Origin of the sequence: Cobetia amphilecti (genome assembly GCF_020217465.1) — a bacterium.
GTDB lineage: Bacteria > Pseudomonadota > Gammaproteobacteria > Pseudomonadales > Halomonadaceae > Cobetia > Cobetia amphilecti.
This window is the reverse complement of sequence record NZ_CP084115.1, coordinates 3908400-3922697: the sequence shown is the minus strand read 5'-3', so window position 1 is coordinate 3922697 and position 14298 is coordinate 3908400. Positions and strand designations below refer to the sequence as shown.

Below are 14298 nucleotides of genomic sequence, written 5' to 3'. Positions count from 1 at the left end.
GACGCTAGAAGGGCAGCGGCGCTTCCAGCACCAGTGGCGGTGCCTCGCCGTCGCTGGCTGGCGGAATCACCAGGCGCGCCGCATGCAGCAACAGGCGCGGGCTGGCATTGAGTGCCGCTCCGCGCGCATAGAAGCCATCGCCGATGATCGGATGGCCGAGCGCCAGCATATGCAGGCGTAGCTGGTGTGAGCGCCCGGTATGCGGTGTCAGTGCTACACGACTGGCGGCGAGGGTCTGAGGCGTACCATCCGGGCGCTGGCCCTCGAGCGTCAGACGCTGCTCGACCCGATAATGCGTCAGGGCCGACTTGCCATGCGTGAAGTCGACGATCTGACGCGGGCGGCGTGGCCAGTCACAGCGCAGCGGCAGGGCGATACTGCCCTCGGCGGGCGTGAGATGACCTGCCACCACGGCCAGATAGCGTTTCTCGATGGTGCGCGACTGGAAGAGCCGCGACAGCCGCCGCTGGCCCTCGACATTGCGCGCCACCAGCAGCACCCCGGAGGTCGCCACATCCAGACGGTGCACGGCGCGGGTATCGTCGCTCAGCTGGCACAGGCGCGAATGGACACTGTCGAAGCGCGAGGGATCACGCCCCGGCACCGAGGGCAGCTCGGCCGGCTTGTCGATGGCCCACCAGTCATCGCCCGCCGCCAGCAGCGATAGCCCCACCTTCGCGACACGCTCGCCTTCCTCGGCCAGGCGCTCTCCCTGCCAGCTCTGCCCTGACGCTGCCTCGTCGCTCTCTGGATATGATCTCGCCATGAGGGTGCTCTGTAGTAATGAAACGATAGGGTGAAACGAAAGGGATGCAACGAAAGTGATGGGCCGCGAATCGCGAAGCGCAGGCGATGGCATCGTCGCGGCCGCTGGTCGATCTGGCAAGTCCAGCGGGCCATTGTCGCTGGCGCACACGGCAAAACGCCCCACCTGCCGATGGCAGGTGGGGCGTTTCAGGTGCATCACTGACGCCTGCGGTCAGCTCAACGCTCGTGGGCATCCACGGTGACGATGACGCGCACGCTGTCCAGACGCAGACGGGTGGTCTCGATGGCACCATCCAGTGCGGCACGCTCCTGACGCAGCGCTTCGAGCTCTTCCTCGCGCACGGCCGGGTTATGGCTGGCCAGGGCCTCCAGGCGCGCCAGTTCGGCACTGAGCTGCTCGCGCATCTGCTGCTGGGCCTGCTCGACGATGGTCGGCAGTTCGCGCTCGGCTTCCTGTTCGGCATCACTCATCAGCTTGCGCAGCGTGGCGTGGTTCTGCTTGATCAGGTCGCGCGCGACCGCCTTCTTGACTGGCTTGAGGTTCTTGGCCAGTCCGCCGAAGGAGACCTTGTCGGACAGGTTGCTGCCGGTTTCATCCAGCAGGACACGGATGGCGGTCGGCGGCAGGAAGCGGCCCAGACGCAGGCCGCGCGGCGCGGTGGACTGGGTGCGGAACACCACTTCCGTCATCAGGCGGCCACCGGGAATCGCCGGGTGCTTGAGCAGCGCCAGCGCGGTGTTGCCCATCGAGCCATCCAGGATGCGGACCAGCATCTCGCGTACCAGCGGGTGCTCCCACGACAGATGCTGCACGTCTTCGCGTGACAGCGCGGTGGCGCGGTCACTGGTGACGCTGAAGCCTTCCTCGCCCTTCACCAGCCCCGGCAGGCCGTCGAGCATGTGCGGGCCCGGTGCCAGATAGGTGATGCCGTCGCCGAGGTCCCGGCTCTCGATGCCGAAGATGTCGAAGGCGCGCTCCAGATAGCCGGGCAGTGCTTTGTCGTTGTCCAGCGTCTCGATGGCGGCGATGACTTCCTCGGCGCGCTCGTGACGGCAGGCATTGAGTTCCAGCAGGCGGTTGCGGCCGGACTGACGCTCTTCCTGCAGGGCGTCGAAGCGCTCGCGGGTCTGCTCGATGATGCTGTCGATCTCTTCGCTGTCGAGCAGGGCTTCTTCCAGCTCGTCGCCGAACTGGGCGTAGAGCTCGCTGCCGATGCCGTGCGGCGCGCTGAAGGCATCCATGCCGTCACGGTACCAGCGCAGCAGCTGGGCACCCGGCGAGCCTTCGAAGACCGGCACGTGGATCTCGATCGGGAACTGCTGACCGATGCGATCCAGACGCCCGATGCGCTGTTCGAGCTGGTCCGGATGTACCGGCAGGTCGAACATCACCAGGTGGTGACAGAACTGGAAGTTGCGACCTTCCGAGCCGATTTCCGAGCACACCAGCAGCTGCACGCCTTCCTCTTCGGAGGTGAAGGCCGCGGCGGCACGGTCGCGCTCGACCAGGCTCATGCCCTCATGGAAGACCGGTGCATGCACGCCGCCCAGCACGCGCAGGCCTTCGGACAGCTCACGCGCGGTATCGGCGGTATGGCAGATCACCAGCGCCTTCTCGTTGCCGAGGTCGGTCAGGGTTTCCAGCAGCCACATGACGCGCGGGTCGATCTGCCACCAGGGCTCCGCGTTCATGCGGTCATCGGGCAGGGCGCGATACATCTCGTCGAGGAACAGCACCACCTCGGGGTGGTTCATGCCGGTCTCGATCAGCAGGTCATCGAGATAGTCCTCGTCACGCTCCAGCTTGCGTACCACGCGACGGTAGGAGGAGGGTAGCTCAAGCTCGTGGACGTGCAGGCGACGCTCGGGGAAGCCGGCGACATGGGTGCGTGAGTTGCGGAACATCACGCGGCCGGTGCCGTGGCGGTCGAGCAGCTGGTCGCGCAGCTGGCGACGCGCGCTGTCGCGCTGGGCATCGTCGGCATCGCTGTCCATCAGGGTGTCGAGCAGGGCGCGGCTGTCGCTGTCATCCAGCACGCTGGCGAGGCTGTCGAGACCGGACTGATCGGCGGGCAGCGCTTCCAGGGCATCGATGGCGCTGGCGACGGCGACATAGCCCTGTTCCTCGGCTTTGAAGCGCTCGATGTCGTGATAGCGCTCCGGGTCGAGCAGGCGCAGGCGCGCGAAATGGCTCTCGAGTCCCATCTGCTCCGGTGTGGCGGTCAGCAGCAGCACACCGGCGGTCTGACGAGCGAGGGATTCGACACAGGCGTAGCCCGGGCCGACCTTGTCTTCGCTCCAGTCGAGGTGGTGGGCCTCATCGACGATCAGCATGTCCCAATCGCAGGCAGCAGCCTGGACCTGACGCGACGGGTTGGCGAACAGCCAGTCCTGGCTGGCCAGAATGATCTGGTTGCCTTCGAAGGGGTTGCGCGTGCCGTAGGCCTTGCACTGCTCCTCGTCGAGCAGCGAGACATCCAGCGCGAAGCGGCGCAGCATCTCGACCAGCCACTGGTGGGTCAGGCTCGCCGGTACCAGGATCAGCGCACGGCTGGCGCGGCCGCTGAGCAGCAGGCGGTGCAGGATCAGGCCGGCTTCGATGGTCTTGCCGAGGCCGACTTCATCGGCCAGCAGTACGCGCGGCGCGTGACGGCGCGAGACTTCATCGGCGATGTAGAGCTGGTGCGGCACCAGATCGACCTTGGGGCCGGACAGGCCCAGCGCCGGGCTCTGCTCGACACGATGGAAGTGGCGCAGGGTGCGGTAGCGCAGGTCGAACCAGTCATTGCGGTCGACCTGGCCGGTCAGCAGGCGATCACGTGCCTGATTGAACTGCATCTTGTCGTTCAGGCGGGCTTCGGGAAGCTCGATGAGCTCGCCGGCATGCTCGCCGTTGCGTTCACAGATGTAGACGATCTGGCCGCGCACTTCCTTGAAGTCATCGACGACCAGCCATTCGCCATCGTCGGACTGGATGCGGTCGCCATTGCCGAAGGCCACCCGGGTAAGGGGCGCTTCGCGCAGACTGTAGGTTCGGGTTTCTTCGCTGGCGGCAAAGAGCACGGTGACGGTACGGAAGTCGACATTGAGGATGGTGCCAAGGCCGAGATCAGCCTCGCCGTCACTGATCCAGCGCTGACCGGGAATGAAGTCGCTCATGAAGCCTCGGGGTAGGACAAAGACGGGAATCGGGAATACAGGGGCGCGGTATCTTACCGGATCAGACGCCGTGGCTTAAGCGCCTTTTCTTGTGGCGAGCGTCTTTGTCGTGCCGAGCGAGGCCACCAGCGTGTCGCTCTATGGCCGCGACTCCGGTAGCAGGGCGTCCAGCTGGGCGCGGCTCAGCTCGCCGATATGACGCTCGATCAGCTGTCCGTCGCCATCGAAGACGAGGGTCGCGGGCAGTCCCTGCGCCTCGGCCAGCGCCATCAGTTGCATGGCGGGGTCGAGCAGCGCGTACTCGAGCGTCAGCTGTTCGCTTTTCAGAAAGCGGGTCACCGCCAGTGCCTGCTCGCCCTGATTGGCGAGTACCACGGTGACGCCGGGTCTCTGATCAGCCTCTGCCAGCAGTGGCATCTCGCGCCGGCAGGGCGGGCACCAGGTGGCCCATAGATTGACGATCACGCGCTCGTCCTGGATGTCATTCAGTGCCACGGGGCGGCGGTCCAGATGATTGAGGGTGATGGCAGGCATTGCCTCGATGGCGGAGTCATTGCCCAGCGGGTCGAGTTGCTTGAGGCCGAGGAAGGCGGTCAGCCCCAGGGTCAGACTGCCCAGCGCGATGACCTGGCGAATCGCGCCATGCCGGCGCAACAGCCACAGGCTGGCCAGGGTCGCGGCCAGCATGCCGCCGAGCAGGTGGTAGCCCGGTTGCCATAGCTTGAGGATATCCAGCGGTGCCTGCTGATAACTTGCCCAGTGCAGCGCGACATGAGTGAGGCGCGCGCCGATCACCCAGCTGACCAGCATGCGATTGAACCAGCGCGAGGGGCTCAGCGGGGGAGAATCGTGAGCGGGCGCGGTCGTGCCCCTGGCGTGCATGCGTGCCAGCAGACGAATCAGCAGCGAGAACTCGATCAGCATCACCAGGGCTGCCACGAAGGCATAGAGGCGTTCGACGGAAATCAAGGCAGGGCCCAGGGCGATGGCATCCATGCGGTTATCCTCTGGCGGTGTCCGGGGGAGCGTTCAGGGCAGCAATACCTGTCGGCCTGCGTGTGGCAGGCGCTTGGCAAACGCTCGGCAGGCGCTGCAGTCGCGAGGCTCGAGTATGCGATAATCGACGGACTTCGACATCCACGCCTCGCGCGCTGAGCATGGCTCTGCCGCCGAGGACGCTCCAAGGATATCCCCATGTTGTCACATCATTATGACCGTAGCCGTGCGATCGCCGTTGCCAGTCAGGCCAGCGGCCTGATCGCCATCGTCGCGCTGGAGACCTGGCTTGGCGATGCCGCCCGCCCTTGGCAGGGGCTGGTATTCGCCCTGATGCTGGCCTTCGGTCTCGGCCTTGGCCTGCGCAGTTACTACCTCAAGCAAAAGGCCCGCCGCGACCGTGAACGTGCTGGTCGCGAGCGGGCCCGCAAGGCGAGTGACAGCTGGATGTCCGACTGACTCGCCGCTCGATACGGTTCAGTGCGCGCCATGAATCAGTAACTTTGCAGCCGGTAGCCGTCGCGCTCCATGCAGTATTTCAGCAGTGTCTGCTCCTCGTTGGCGGACTTGTCGGTCAGGCCAAGCTCGTACTGGCAGCCCGCATAGGTACTGTGGGCTTGTGTGCTGTTGGCGCCGGGCTTTTCCCATTGGGCGCGCGGGCTGGCGCAGGCGGAGAGCAGTGAGGTCAGCAGCAGGGACAGCAAGGCAAGACGCAGTGTGTGCATGGGGCACTCTGAGGGATGTAGCGCGTTGGGGAGCGCGTCGCAGACGCGAGCAAGCAGAAGCAGGCTTGTGAGGCAGGAAAAACCTTCCAGCATCAAAAAAGCCGCTGATCAGTGATCAGCGGCTTTTTCATATATCTGGTCGGAGTAGCAGGATTCGAACCTACGACCTCTGCCTCCCGAAGGCAGCGCTCTACCAAGCTGAGCTATACTCCGATGCGTCGTGAGCTTGTCTCGACGGAGGTGAATTATACGCAGGCAGCTTTGCTTTGCAAGCCCTTGAGGTCAAAAAGTTTTATCTGAGTCTCAAGGGGCAATTCCGCTGTCGAGAAGCGCGCTTCTCTTCACCTCATTCTGCCAGCGCTTCTCGCCACGTTGGCGGCGGTTTTCTGCTGTCATGATGGATTGACTGACCCACTGGCTGACGACCTGCCAGGCAGGCCATCGTCATGCGGGTATCAGGCCTGGCGGCCGACGCTCAACAGCGCGATGCGCTCGAGGCTGTCGCGGAATTCGCTCTCCGGCAGTGCCTTGAGCTCGCTCAGGGCGTTGTCGGCCATCTCCTGAGCACGGCTGCGGGTATAGTCGAGGCCCCCCGTGAGGCGCACCACTTCCAGTACCTCGTCGAGCTGCTCCAGTCCACCTTTCTCGATGGCGCCGCGCACCAGACTGGCCTGGGCCGGGCTGCCGACCTGCATGGCGCGAATCAACGGCAGGGTCGGCTTGCCTTCGGCCAGGTCATCACCGACGTTCTTGCCCATGGTCTCGGCATCGCCCTGATAGTCGAGCAGATCATCGATCAGCTGGAAGGCGAGGCCCAGGTAGCGGCCATAGTTCTGCAGCGCGCTGACCTGTGCCGGGGTGACGGTGTCGTCGGTTTCCCTGGCCAGAATCGCGCCGGCATGTGCGGCCGCCTCGAACAGCATGGCGGTCTTGCCGTGGATGGTCTCGAAGTAGGCGGCTTCATCAATGTCGGCATTGCCGATATTGGTCAGCTGCAGGACTTCGCCCTCGGCGATGGTGCAGGTGGCGGCGGAGAGAATCGCCATCACGTCCATCGAGCCGACTTCGACCATCATCTGGAAGGAGCGCGAATAGAGGAAGTCACCGACCAGTACCGAAGGCGCATTGCCCCAGGTGTCATTGGCGGTGGAGCGGCCACGCCGCAGGCTGGATTCATCCACGACATCATCGTGCAGCAGGGTCGAGGTGTGCATGAATTCGATCAGCGCGGCCAGATGAACGTGTTTCTCGCCTTGATAACCCAGCGCGCGGGCTGCCAGCAGCACCAGCACCGGGCGCAGGCGTTTGCCACCACTCTGGATGATGTACTGACCGATGGTCTGGACCAGCGGCACGCGCGACTCGAGCTGCGCGAGGATGGTGCGGTCGACGGCGGCGAAGTCATCTGCCACTGCCGCGTGAAGGGTCGATGCGTCGGCTTGCATGAGATCGTCGTGCCCGTAGCGAGAGGTGAGGCCGCCGTGGCGTGCCGTTTGGCGGTAATGCTATGGGGCACCCCTATGGCCGTCAAGGCGTGCACCCGCGCAAGGACGCTGGCTGGCGGCCGATTGGTCGCGTAAACCTTGACATTGCTTGTCGGTCGCGGCACGTGGCGCTATAATACGCGGCCGTGACTCATCCCGCTCCCTGTCAGATGGCTCCAGAAGGGGCGCCACTCGCAGCAGGCCACCCAAGAGCACACCCTTGATGAGTCCGATGGAGAGAATCATGTACGCAGTTATCAAGAGCGGTGGCAAGCAGTACCGCGTTCAGGAAGGCCAGACCCTGAAGCTCGAGAAGCTTGAAGTCGCGACTGGCGAAGCTATCCAGTTTGACGAAGTCCTGATGGTCGCTGAAGGCGACGACATCAAGGTCGGCGCTCCGCTGGTTGAAGGTGCCAAGGTTTCTGCCGAGGTCGTGTCTCACGGCCGTGGCGACAAGGTCACCATCATCAAGTTCCGTCGCCGGAAGCACTCCATGCGTCGTGCGGGCCACCGTCAGTGGTTCACCGAAGTCAAGATCACTGGTATCTCTGCTTAATTGCAGCGCTACCCACCATAGGAGAATTATCCAATGGCACATAAGAAGGCGGCGGGCTCTACCCGCAACGGTCGCGATTCTGAATCCAAGCGCCTTGGTGTGAAGCTGTTCGGTGGCCAAGCGGCTATCGCCGGCAACATCATCGTGCGTCAGCGCGGCACCCGTTTCCACGCTGGTACTGGCGTCGGCATCGGCAAGGACCACACTCTCTTCGCGCTGGCCGACGGCCACGTGAAGTTCGAGACCAAGGGTCCGAAGAACCGCAAGTTCGTCAGCATCGTTTCTGCCTGAAACGTCTGACAGCTTACGCAGACTGCTCGATGCCCCGGTGTCGCATGGCAGTCTGCAAGGAAGCCCCGCTCAGGCGGGGCTTTTTTGTCGCATGACGGCCCGGGTCGTCGTCAGGAGAGAGCAGCATGCAGTTCCTTGATGAAGCGTCGATCATTGTAGAGGCCGGACGTGGCGGCAATGGTTGCCTGAGTTTTCGCCGTGAGAAATACGTGCCGCGCGGTGGTCCCGATGGGGGCGACGGCGGGCACGGCGGCAGTGTGTACCTGATCGGGGATGACTCCCTCAATACCCTGATCGACTTCAAGTTCCAGCGCTACTATCAGGCGGAGAGCGGCGATGCCGGTCAAGGCCGCCAGATGGCAGGCAAGGCGGGCGAGGATCTGATCGTCAAGGTGCCGGTCGGCACCACCGTGATCGACGAGGAAACCCTCGAGATCATCGGTGACGTGACGGAAATCGGTCAGCTGTTGCTGGTCGCGCAGGGCGGACGTCGTGGTCTGGGTAACATCCACTTCAAGTCCTCGACCAACCGCGCGCCGCGCCAGACCTCCAAGGGAACCTGGGGCGAGCGTCGCAACCTGCGCTTCGAGATGAAGGTGATGGCAGATGTCGGTCTGCTCGGCATGCCGAATGCCGGCAAGTCGACGCTGATCCGCGCCGTCTCCGCCGCCAAGCCCAAGGTCGCCAACTACCCGTTCACCACCCTGGTGCCGAACCTCGGTGTCGTGAAGATCGGTAGCCACCAGCACTTCGTGATGGCCGATATCCCCGGTCTGATCGAAGGCGCTGCTGACGGCGCTGGCCTGGGTCTGCGCTTCCTCAAGCACCTGACGCGTACGCGCCTGTTGCTGCACGTGGTGGATATTGCGCCCTTTGACGAGAGCGACCCGGCCTATGCGGTCGAGGCGATCCTCAAGGAGCTCAAGAACTTCTCCGCGGCACTGACGGAGCTGCCGCGCTGGCTGGTGATCAACAAGATCGACCTGCTGCCCGAGGACGATCGCGACGCGATGGTCAAGGACCTCGTCGAGCGCCTGGGCTGGGAGGGCGAGCTGTTCGTCGTCTCCGCGGCCAGCGGTATCGGCACTCAGGAGCTGGTGCAGGCCGCTCACCGCTGGCTGGGCGAGCAACGCCTGCAGCTGGCGGAAGATCCGGAAGCTGCCGAGGCACATGCCGCCCTGCTGGCGCGCATGGAGAACGAGTCGCTGGAGCGCGCTGAAGAGCGCCTGACACGTCGCAAGCGCAAGAAGGATGACGAAGAAGAGGACGATGACGACTTCAATGACGACGATTACGACGTCGAAGTCGAATACGCGCCCTGAGGTCTCAGTTCGTCCGGTGGCTGTCCTGCGTGGCAGCCACTGAGTGACGAGCGACCCGCTTCGCGATTCACGCCCCGCCCCGAACCTCATGGTCTCGCGGCGGGGCGTTTTCGTTGTCGGGGCCGGCGAGGAGTGATGACAGCGGGCTGGCGGGAGCAGACAATGGCAAGCAGGGAGGCAGAGCCTGCCGGGCGAGGGATTACATGACAGGAGAGAGCGCGGTGTCGGAGCAGAAGGTGGCGGAAGTGGCGGAACTGGGTACTCAGACGGGGCGCGAGGCCTTGGCCAATGCACGACGCGTGGTGGTCAAGATCGGCAGTGCGCTGCTGACCGATGACGGCCGCGGGCTGGATGATGCCGGCATCGGCCGTTGGGTCGATCAGATCGCGGCGCTGCACGCGCGGGGTGTCGAGGTGATCGTGGTGTCCTCCGGGGCGATCGCGGTCGGCATGTCGCGGCTGGGCTGGACGGCACGCCCCAGTGGTGTGCATGAGCTGCAGGCGGCAGCGGCGGTCGGTCAGAACGGTCTGACCCAGTGCTATGAAGAGCATTTTCATCGTCATGGCCTGACCACGGCGCAGATTCTGCTGACCCACGATGACCTCTCCAACCGCAAGCGCTACCTGAATGCACGCTCGGCGCTGCGCACCCTGGTCGACCTGCGGGTGGTGCCGGTGATCAACGAGAACGACACCGTGGTCACCGACGAGATCCGCTTCGGCGACAACGACACCCTCGGCGCGCTGGTCGCCAACCTGCTCGAGGCCGATGCGCTGTTGCTGCTCACCGATCAGGAAGGCCTCTATGATGCCGACCCGCGTCATGATCCGGCGGCCAGCCTGATCGAGGAAGCCCAGGCCGATGACCCGATACTGGTCAAGGTGGCCGGCGGTGGCGGCGTGCTCGGCCGTGGTGGCATGGCGACCAAGGTGCGCGCGGCGCGTCTGGCGGCGCGCAGTGGCGCATTGACCGTGATCGCCTCTGGTCGTCAGCCCGAGGTGATCACCCGGCTGGCTTCCGGTGAGCGCTTCGGCACGCTCCTCTTGCCGGAGCATGCGCCGATCGCGGCGCGCAAGCGCTGGATCGCGGGGCAGCTGCAGGTGCGCGGCACCCTGACGCTGGATGCCGGCGCCGTCAATGTGTTGACCACGCGTGGCTCCAGCCTGTTGCCGGTGGGCGTCAGGAAGATCGAGGGCGCCTTCAAGCGCGGTGATCTGGTGCAGTGCGTCGATGAATCCGGCCAGCGCATCGCCAAGGGGCTGGTGAATTACAGCGCCGAAGATGCCGGACGGATTCTCGGCCTGCCCAGTCATCAGATCGAGGCGACGCTGGGCTATATCGAGGCGCCGGAACTGATCCACCGCGACAACCTCATCGTGCTGTAGCACCCATGAGGCCTGCTTCCTGGCTCTGTGCCTGGGTCTGTGTCTGGGGCCGGCGCAGGCAAGCTCAGACTGGCGATATGCGCTCGGGTCATGCTAGACTCTGCCGTCCTGTCGGGTGCTGGTCCGCCCCGATGGCGAAGGTTTGGCGGGGCTTCCACGTCAAGTCGCTGATTTCTCGAAAGTCTTCACTTCAGTGTCGAAAGGCGAGAGATGATCGGACTCGCTGTCGCGGTGCGACAACGTCTTCCAAATTCAAGTTCATGAGTACGCGCCTACGGGTGGACTCATAAGGAGCATCAAAGTGGCAAATTCCAAGCAAGCACGTAAGCGCGCTCGTCAGGCTGAAGTTCGTCGTCAGCACAACTCCGCACAACGTTCTGCCGTGCGTACCAGCATCAAGAACGTGCTGAAGACCGTCAAGACTGGCGATCACGCTGCTTCCATGGCCGCTTTCAATGTCGCGCAGAAGGTCCTCGACCGTTACGCCGACAAGGACATTCTGTCCAAGAAGAAGGCCGCTCGTCTGAAGAGCCGTCTGAACACTCGCGTCAAGGCACTGGCTGTCTAAGACGTGTGAGTGTGAAAAAACCGGCTTCGGCCGGTTTTTTTGTGTCTGTCTGTCGAGTGGATGACATCGGTGTCAGGTCAGGGAAGCGAGAGGGGGGGCAGGGTGAGCAAGCCGCAGGATGAGTCGCCCGCAGGCGAGAAGGAAGTCAGGGGAGAAGGCGGCAAGGCCGAGGCCGCCGCGCAGTCCGCTTCACAGGCGAGTGCCCAGGGCGAGACCCGCTCGGGCGACAGCCTGCCGGTGCGGGGTGGTCTGTTGCGCTCCGGGTTGATCGTCAGCGTGATGACGATGCTGTCGCGCGTGCTGGGCCTGGCGCGCGATGTGACCATCGCATCCCTGCTGGGCGCCGGCAGCGGGGCGGACGCCTTCTTCGTCGCCTTCAAGATCCCCAACTTCATGCGCCGCCTGTTTGCCGAGGGTGCCTTCAACCAGGCCTTCATTCCGGTGCTGTCGGAGTATGCGACTCGCCGGACGCGGGAAGAGGTCCGTGAGTTGCTGGACGCCGTCAGTGGCAGTCTTGGTGTCATACTCGCGTTGATCACCGCGCTTGCGATGCTGTGCGCACCCTGGCTGGTGTGGGTCTTCGCGCCCGGGTTCGGTGACGATGCCGGCAAGCTGGCGCTGACCGGCGACATGCTGCGCCTGACCTTCCCGTATCTGCTGCTGATCTCGCTGACCGCCTTCGCGGGCAGCGTGCTCAATACCTGGAATCGCTTTGCGGTGCCGGCCATCACGCCGGTGCTGCTCAACCTGAGTCTGATCGGCGCGGCGCTGTTGCTGGCCCCGCGCTTCGAGACACCCGCCATGGCGCTGGCCTGGGGCGTGTTGATCGCAGGTGGCGTGCAGTTGCTGTTCCAGGTGCCGTTCCTGTTGCGCCTCGGCCTGATGCCCAAGCCGTGGCCGAATTTCGCCCATGAAGGCGTGCGCCGCATTCTCAAGTTGATGACCCCGGCGCTGTTCGGTGTCTCGGTCTCGCAGATCAATCTGCTGCTGGATACCGTGCTGGCCTCGTTTCTGGTCACCGGCAGCGTGTCGTGGCTCTATTACTCCGACCGTCTGGTCGAGTTGCCTCTGGGCATCATCGGCATCGCCATCGGGACGGTGATTCTGCCGGCGCTCTCAAAACGTCATGCCGAGCAATCACTGGAGCACTTCCAGAAGATGCTCGACTGGGCGCTGCGCTCGGTGCTGTTGATCGGTGTGCCGGCGGCGCTGGCGCTCGGCGTGCTGGCCGAACCGCTGCTGATCACGCTGTTCCACTACGGCGCGATGACCGACAACGATGTGGTGATGTCGGCCCAGAGTCTGCGTGCCTACAGCTTCGGTCTGCTGGCCTTCATGCTGATCAAGGTGCTGGCGCCGGGCTTCTATGCGCGTCAGGACACGAAAACGCCGGTCAAGATCGGTATCATCGCGATGGTCGCCAACATGGCCTTCAACCTGGCGCTGATCGTGCCGCTGGCACATGCCGGGCTCGCGCTGGCCACGGCGCTGTCGGCCTTCCTCAATGCGGGCCTGCTGGCACGCGGCCTGTATCGTGACGGCGTGCTGCGCTTCCAGCCCGGCTGGGGACGCTATTCGCTGACCCTGATCGGCGGTTGTGCCCTGATGGGCGGCGGCCTGATGTGGCTGTCGCCGGATTGGACCACCTGGCTTGGTTGGGGCCTGTGGGAGCGCTGTGCGATGATGGGAGCGCTGGTCGTCGGCGGTGTACTGGCCTATGCGGTGTGGTTGGGGCTGTGCGGTGTCCGCCCGCGCCATTTCCGCATGCAGAGCTGAGTCTGCTGCCCGGGTGCCACGCAGGTTGGTGCCCTCGGTTCCAGCTGTTTTCTCCCTGGCGGGGCAACGGTGGCTGTCAGCGCCGTGCCCCTTCGCTATAATCGACCACTTTCGGCGGCTTGTGTGATGCACGCATGGACTTGATCAGAGGACTCCACAATCTCGCCCGCCTGCGCAAGCAGGATGGCAGTCGCGGCTGCGTGGCCACCATCGGCAATTTCGATGGCGTGCATCTCGGCCACCAGGCGATTCTGGAGCAACTTCGCGAGCGCGCGGCGGCCTATGGCCTGCCCGCCACGGTGGTGGTGTTCGAGCCGCAGCCGCGTGAGTTCTTCGCGGGTGACAAGGCGCCACCGCGGCTGACGCGTCTGGCGGACAAGGTGCGTCTGCTGGGTAGCCATGGCGCCGAGCGCGTACTGTGTCTGCCCTTCAATGAGACGCTGCGCTCGCTGTCGGCTCGCGAGTTCATCGAGCAGGTGCTGATCGATGGGCTCGGCGTGCGTCATCTGGTGGTCGGTGACGACTTCCGCTTCGGCTGCGATCGCGCCGGAGACTTCGCGTTGCTGGAACGCATCGGCGCCGCCGAAGGCTTCGCGGTGGAGCATACCCGCACCTTCGAGATCGCCGGTGAGCGTGTTTCCAGCACCCGCGTGCGTGAGGTGCTGGCCGCAGGCGACATGGCGCTGGCCGCCCGGCTGCTGGGGCGTGCCCACCACTGGCAGGGACGCGTGGTCGCGGACCGCCAGCTGGGTCGCACGCTGGGCGTGCCGACCGCCAACCTGCCGCTGCCGAATGCGCCGCTGGCAGTCTCCGGCGTCTACGCGGTAATGGCGCACCTTGCCGATGGCCGCGACTGTCCGGCGGTGGCCAACATCGGCTGGCGCCCGACGGTCGGCACGCCGCGGCCGGTGCTCGAGGTCCATCTGCTGGATTTCGCGGAAGACCTCTACGGCCAGCCGATGCGCGTCAGCTTCTGCGCCTTCCTGCGCGGTGAACAGCGCTTCGATGGCCTGGAAGCCCTCAAGGCCGCCATCTACGCCGACATCGCCCTGGCGAAGCGCTTCTTCGCGCTGGCCGCGGGCGAGACGCCTGCCGGTGATGAGCAGGCGTTGCTTGATTGCATGACCTCGATGGCTGACCTGCCGCTGGCCAGCCGTCCGCTGAGCGCACTGATGACGGATGCGCCGACGGCACCCTTACACGGCACTGCTGAGGTGTCTGATTCCACAGCTCGGGAAGCCCAGGCTTCCCGCCCCCACGACGGCTGA

Annotated in this window: 13 protein-coding genes and 1 tRNA gene; 8 read left to right on the top strand and 6 right to left on the bottom strand. The window is 64.7% G+C overall.

The genetic code is table 11. The annotated features are described in order from the left end of the window. Nucleotides 1-4 precede the first annotated feature (4 nt). The 3 genes from LCW13_RS16365 to LCW13_RS16355 all read right to left on the bottom strand — a co-directional run bounded on the left by LCW13_RS16365 (nucleotide 5) and on the right by LCW13_RS16355 (nucleotide 4923). The gene (locus tag LCW13_RS16365) at nucleotides 5-766 is read right to left on the bottom strand and encodes an RluA family pseudouridine synthase (RefSeq protein WP_225347396.1); all 762 of its coding nucleotides are present in this window, start codon (nucleotides 764-766) and stop codon (nucleotides 5-7) included. Nucleotides 767-984: 218 nt separating this feature from the next. Beyond that, complete coding sequence (gene rapA, locus LCW13_RS16360) at nucleotides 985-3927, bottom strand: RNA polymerase-associated protein RapA (RefSeq protein WP_225347395.1); 2943 nt, start codon at nucleotides 3925-3927, stop codon at nucleotides 985-987. Nucleotides 3928-4065: 138 nt separating this feature from the next. Then, nucleotides 4066-4923, bottom strand: a complete 858-nt coding sequence (locus LCW13_RS16355; protein WP_225347394.1) for a TlpA disulfide reductase family protein — start codon at nucleotides 4921-4923, stop codon at nucleotides 4066-4068. Between the two features lie 198 nt (nucleotides 4924-5121). Here LCW13_RS16355 and LCW13_RS16350 point away from each other — a divergent pair, with 198 nt between their 5' ends. Further along, complete coding sequence (locus LCW13_RS16350) at nucleotides 5122-5382, top strand: hypothetical protein (RefSeq protein WP_225347393.1); 261 nt, start codon at nucleotides 5122-5124, stop codon at nucleotides 5380-5382. Between the two features lie 35 nt (nucleotides 5383-5417). Here LCW13_RS16350 and LCW13_RS16345 read toward each other — a convergent pair whose 3' ends face one another. The 3 genes from LCW13_RS16345 to ispB form a co-directional block, all read right to left on the bottom strand. After that, nucleotides 5418-5648: a hypothetical protein gene (locus tag LCW13_RS16345; RefSeq protein ID WP_225347392.1), complete on the bottom strand. Its 231-nt coding sequence runs from the start codon at nucleotides 5646-5648 to the stop codon at nucleotides 5418-5420. Nucleotides 5649-5784: 136 nt separating this feature from the next. Next, nucleotides 5785-5861 (bottom strand) — tRNA-Pro (locus LCW13_RS16340). Nucleotides 5862-6103: 242 nt separating this feature from the next. Beyond that, entirely contained in the window at nucleotides 6104-7093 is a 990-nt protein-coding gene (gene ispB / locus LCW13_RS16335) for an octaprenyl diphosphate synthase (protein ID WP_131432825.1), read from the bottom strand. Nucleotides 7094-7376: 283 nt separating this feature from the next. Between ispB and rplU the strand changes: the two genes are divergently transcribed. The 7 genes from rplU to ribF all read left to right on the top strand — a co-directional run bounded on the left by rplU (nucleotide 7377) and on the right by ribF (nucleotide 14298). Continuing rightward, nucleotides 7377-7688: a 50S ribosomal protein L21 gene (gene rplU, locus LCW13_RS16330; protein ID WP_043335971.1), complete on the top strand. Its 312-nt coding sequence runs from the start codon at nucleotides 7377-7379 to the stop codon at nucleotides 7686-7688. Nucleotides 7689-7721: 33 nt separating this feature from the next. Next, entirely contained in the window at nucleotides 7722-7979 is a 258-nt protein-coding gene (gene rpmA, locus LCW13_RS16325; protein WP_043335969.1) for a 50S ribosomal protein L27, read from the top strand. A gap of 125 nt (nucleotides 7980-8104) precedes the next feature. After that, nucleotides 8105-9301, top strand: a complete 1197-nt coding sequence (cgtA, locus tag LCW13_RS16320; RefSeq protein ID WP_043335967.1) for an Obg family GTPase CgtA — start codon at nucleotides 8105-8107, stop codon at nucleotides 9299-9301. Between the two features lie 203 nt (nucleotides 9302-9504). Next, nucleotides 9505-10686 carry a glutamate 5-kinase gene (gene proB, locus LCW13_RS16315; protein ID WP_225347391.1) on the top strand — a complete coding sequence of 394 codons (1182 nt, stop codon included), beginning with the start codon at nucleotides 9505-9507 and terminating at the stop codon, nucleotides 10684-10686. Between the two features lie 301 nt (nucleotides 10687-10987). Then, the gene (gene rpsT / locus LCW13_RS16310; protein ID WP_043335965.1) at nucleotides 10988-11254 is read left to right on the top strand and encodes a 30S ribosomal protein S20; all 267 of its coding nucleotides are present in this window, start codon (nucleotides 10988-10990) and stop codon (nucleotides 11252-11254) included. A gap of 279 nt (nucleotides 11255-11533) precedes the next feature. Then, nucleotides 11534-13030: a murein biosynthesis integral membrane protein MurJ gene (gene murJ / locus LCW13_RS16305; RefSeq protein WP_234368289.1), complete on the top strand. Its 1497-nt coding sequence runs from the start codon at nucleotides 11534-11536 to the stop codon at nucleotides 13028-13030. Between the two features lie 134 nt (nucleotides 13031-13164). Further along, nucleotides 13165-14298 carry a bifunctional riboflavin kinase/FAD synthetase gene (ribF, locus tag LCW13_RS16300; protein WP_153636667.1) on the top strand — a complete coding sequence of 378 codons (1134 nt, stop codon included), beginning with the start codon at nucleotides 13165-13167 and terminating at the stop codon, nucleotides 14296-14298.

Excerpts from the sequence above, each read along its gene's own strand:
- rplU (WP_043335971.1), top strand. The coding sequence starts at position 7,377 with ATGTACGCAGTTATCAAGAGCGGTGGCAAGCAGTACCGCGTTCAGGAA.
- ispB (WP_131432825.1), bottom strand. The coding sequence starts at position 7,093 with ATGCAAGCCGACGCATCGACCCTTCACGCGGCAGTGGCAGATGACTTC.
- murJ (WP_234368289.1), top strand. The coding sequence starts at position 11,534 with ATGACGATGCTGTCGCGCGTGCTGGGCCTGGCGCGCGATGTGACCATC.
- LCW13_RS16350 (WP_225347393.1), top strand. The coding sequence starts at position 5,122 with ATGTTGTCACATCATTATGACCGTAGCCGTGCGATCGCCGTTGCCAGT.
- cgtA (WP_043335967.1), top strand. The coding sequence starts at position 8,105 with ATGCAGTTCCTTGATGAAGCGTCGATCATTGTAGAGGCCGGACGTGGC.
- proB (WP_225347391.1), top strand. The coding sequence starts at position 9,505 with ATGACAGGAGAGAGCGCGGTGTCGGAGCAGAAGGTGGCGGAAGTGGCG.
- rpmA (WP_043335969.1), top strand. The coding sequence starts at position 7,722 with ATGGCACATAAGAAGGCGGCGGGCTCTACCCGCAACGGTCGCGATTCT.
- LCW13_RS16365 (WP_225347396.1), bottom strand. The coding sequence starts at position 766 with ATGGCGAGATCATATCCAGAGAGCGACGAGGCAGCGTCAGGGCAGAGC.
- LCW13_RS16355 (WP_225347394.1), bottom strand. The coding sequence starts at position 4,923 with ATGGATGCCATCGCCCTGGGCCCTGCCTTGATTTCCGTCGAACGCCTC.
- rapA (WP_225347395.1), bottom strand. The coding sequence starts at position 3,927 with ATGAGCGACTTCATTCCCGGTCAGCGCTGGATCAGTGACGGCGAGGCT.
- ribF (WP_153636667.1), top strand. The coding sequence starts at position 13,165 with ATGGACTTGATCAGAGGACTCCACAATCTCGCCCGCCTGCGCAAGCAG.
- LCW13_RS16345 (WP_225347392.1), bottom strand. The coding sequence starts at position 5,648 with ATGCACACACTGCGTCTTGCCTTGCTGTCCCTGCTGCTGACCTCACTG.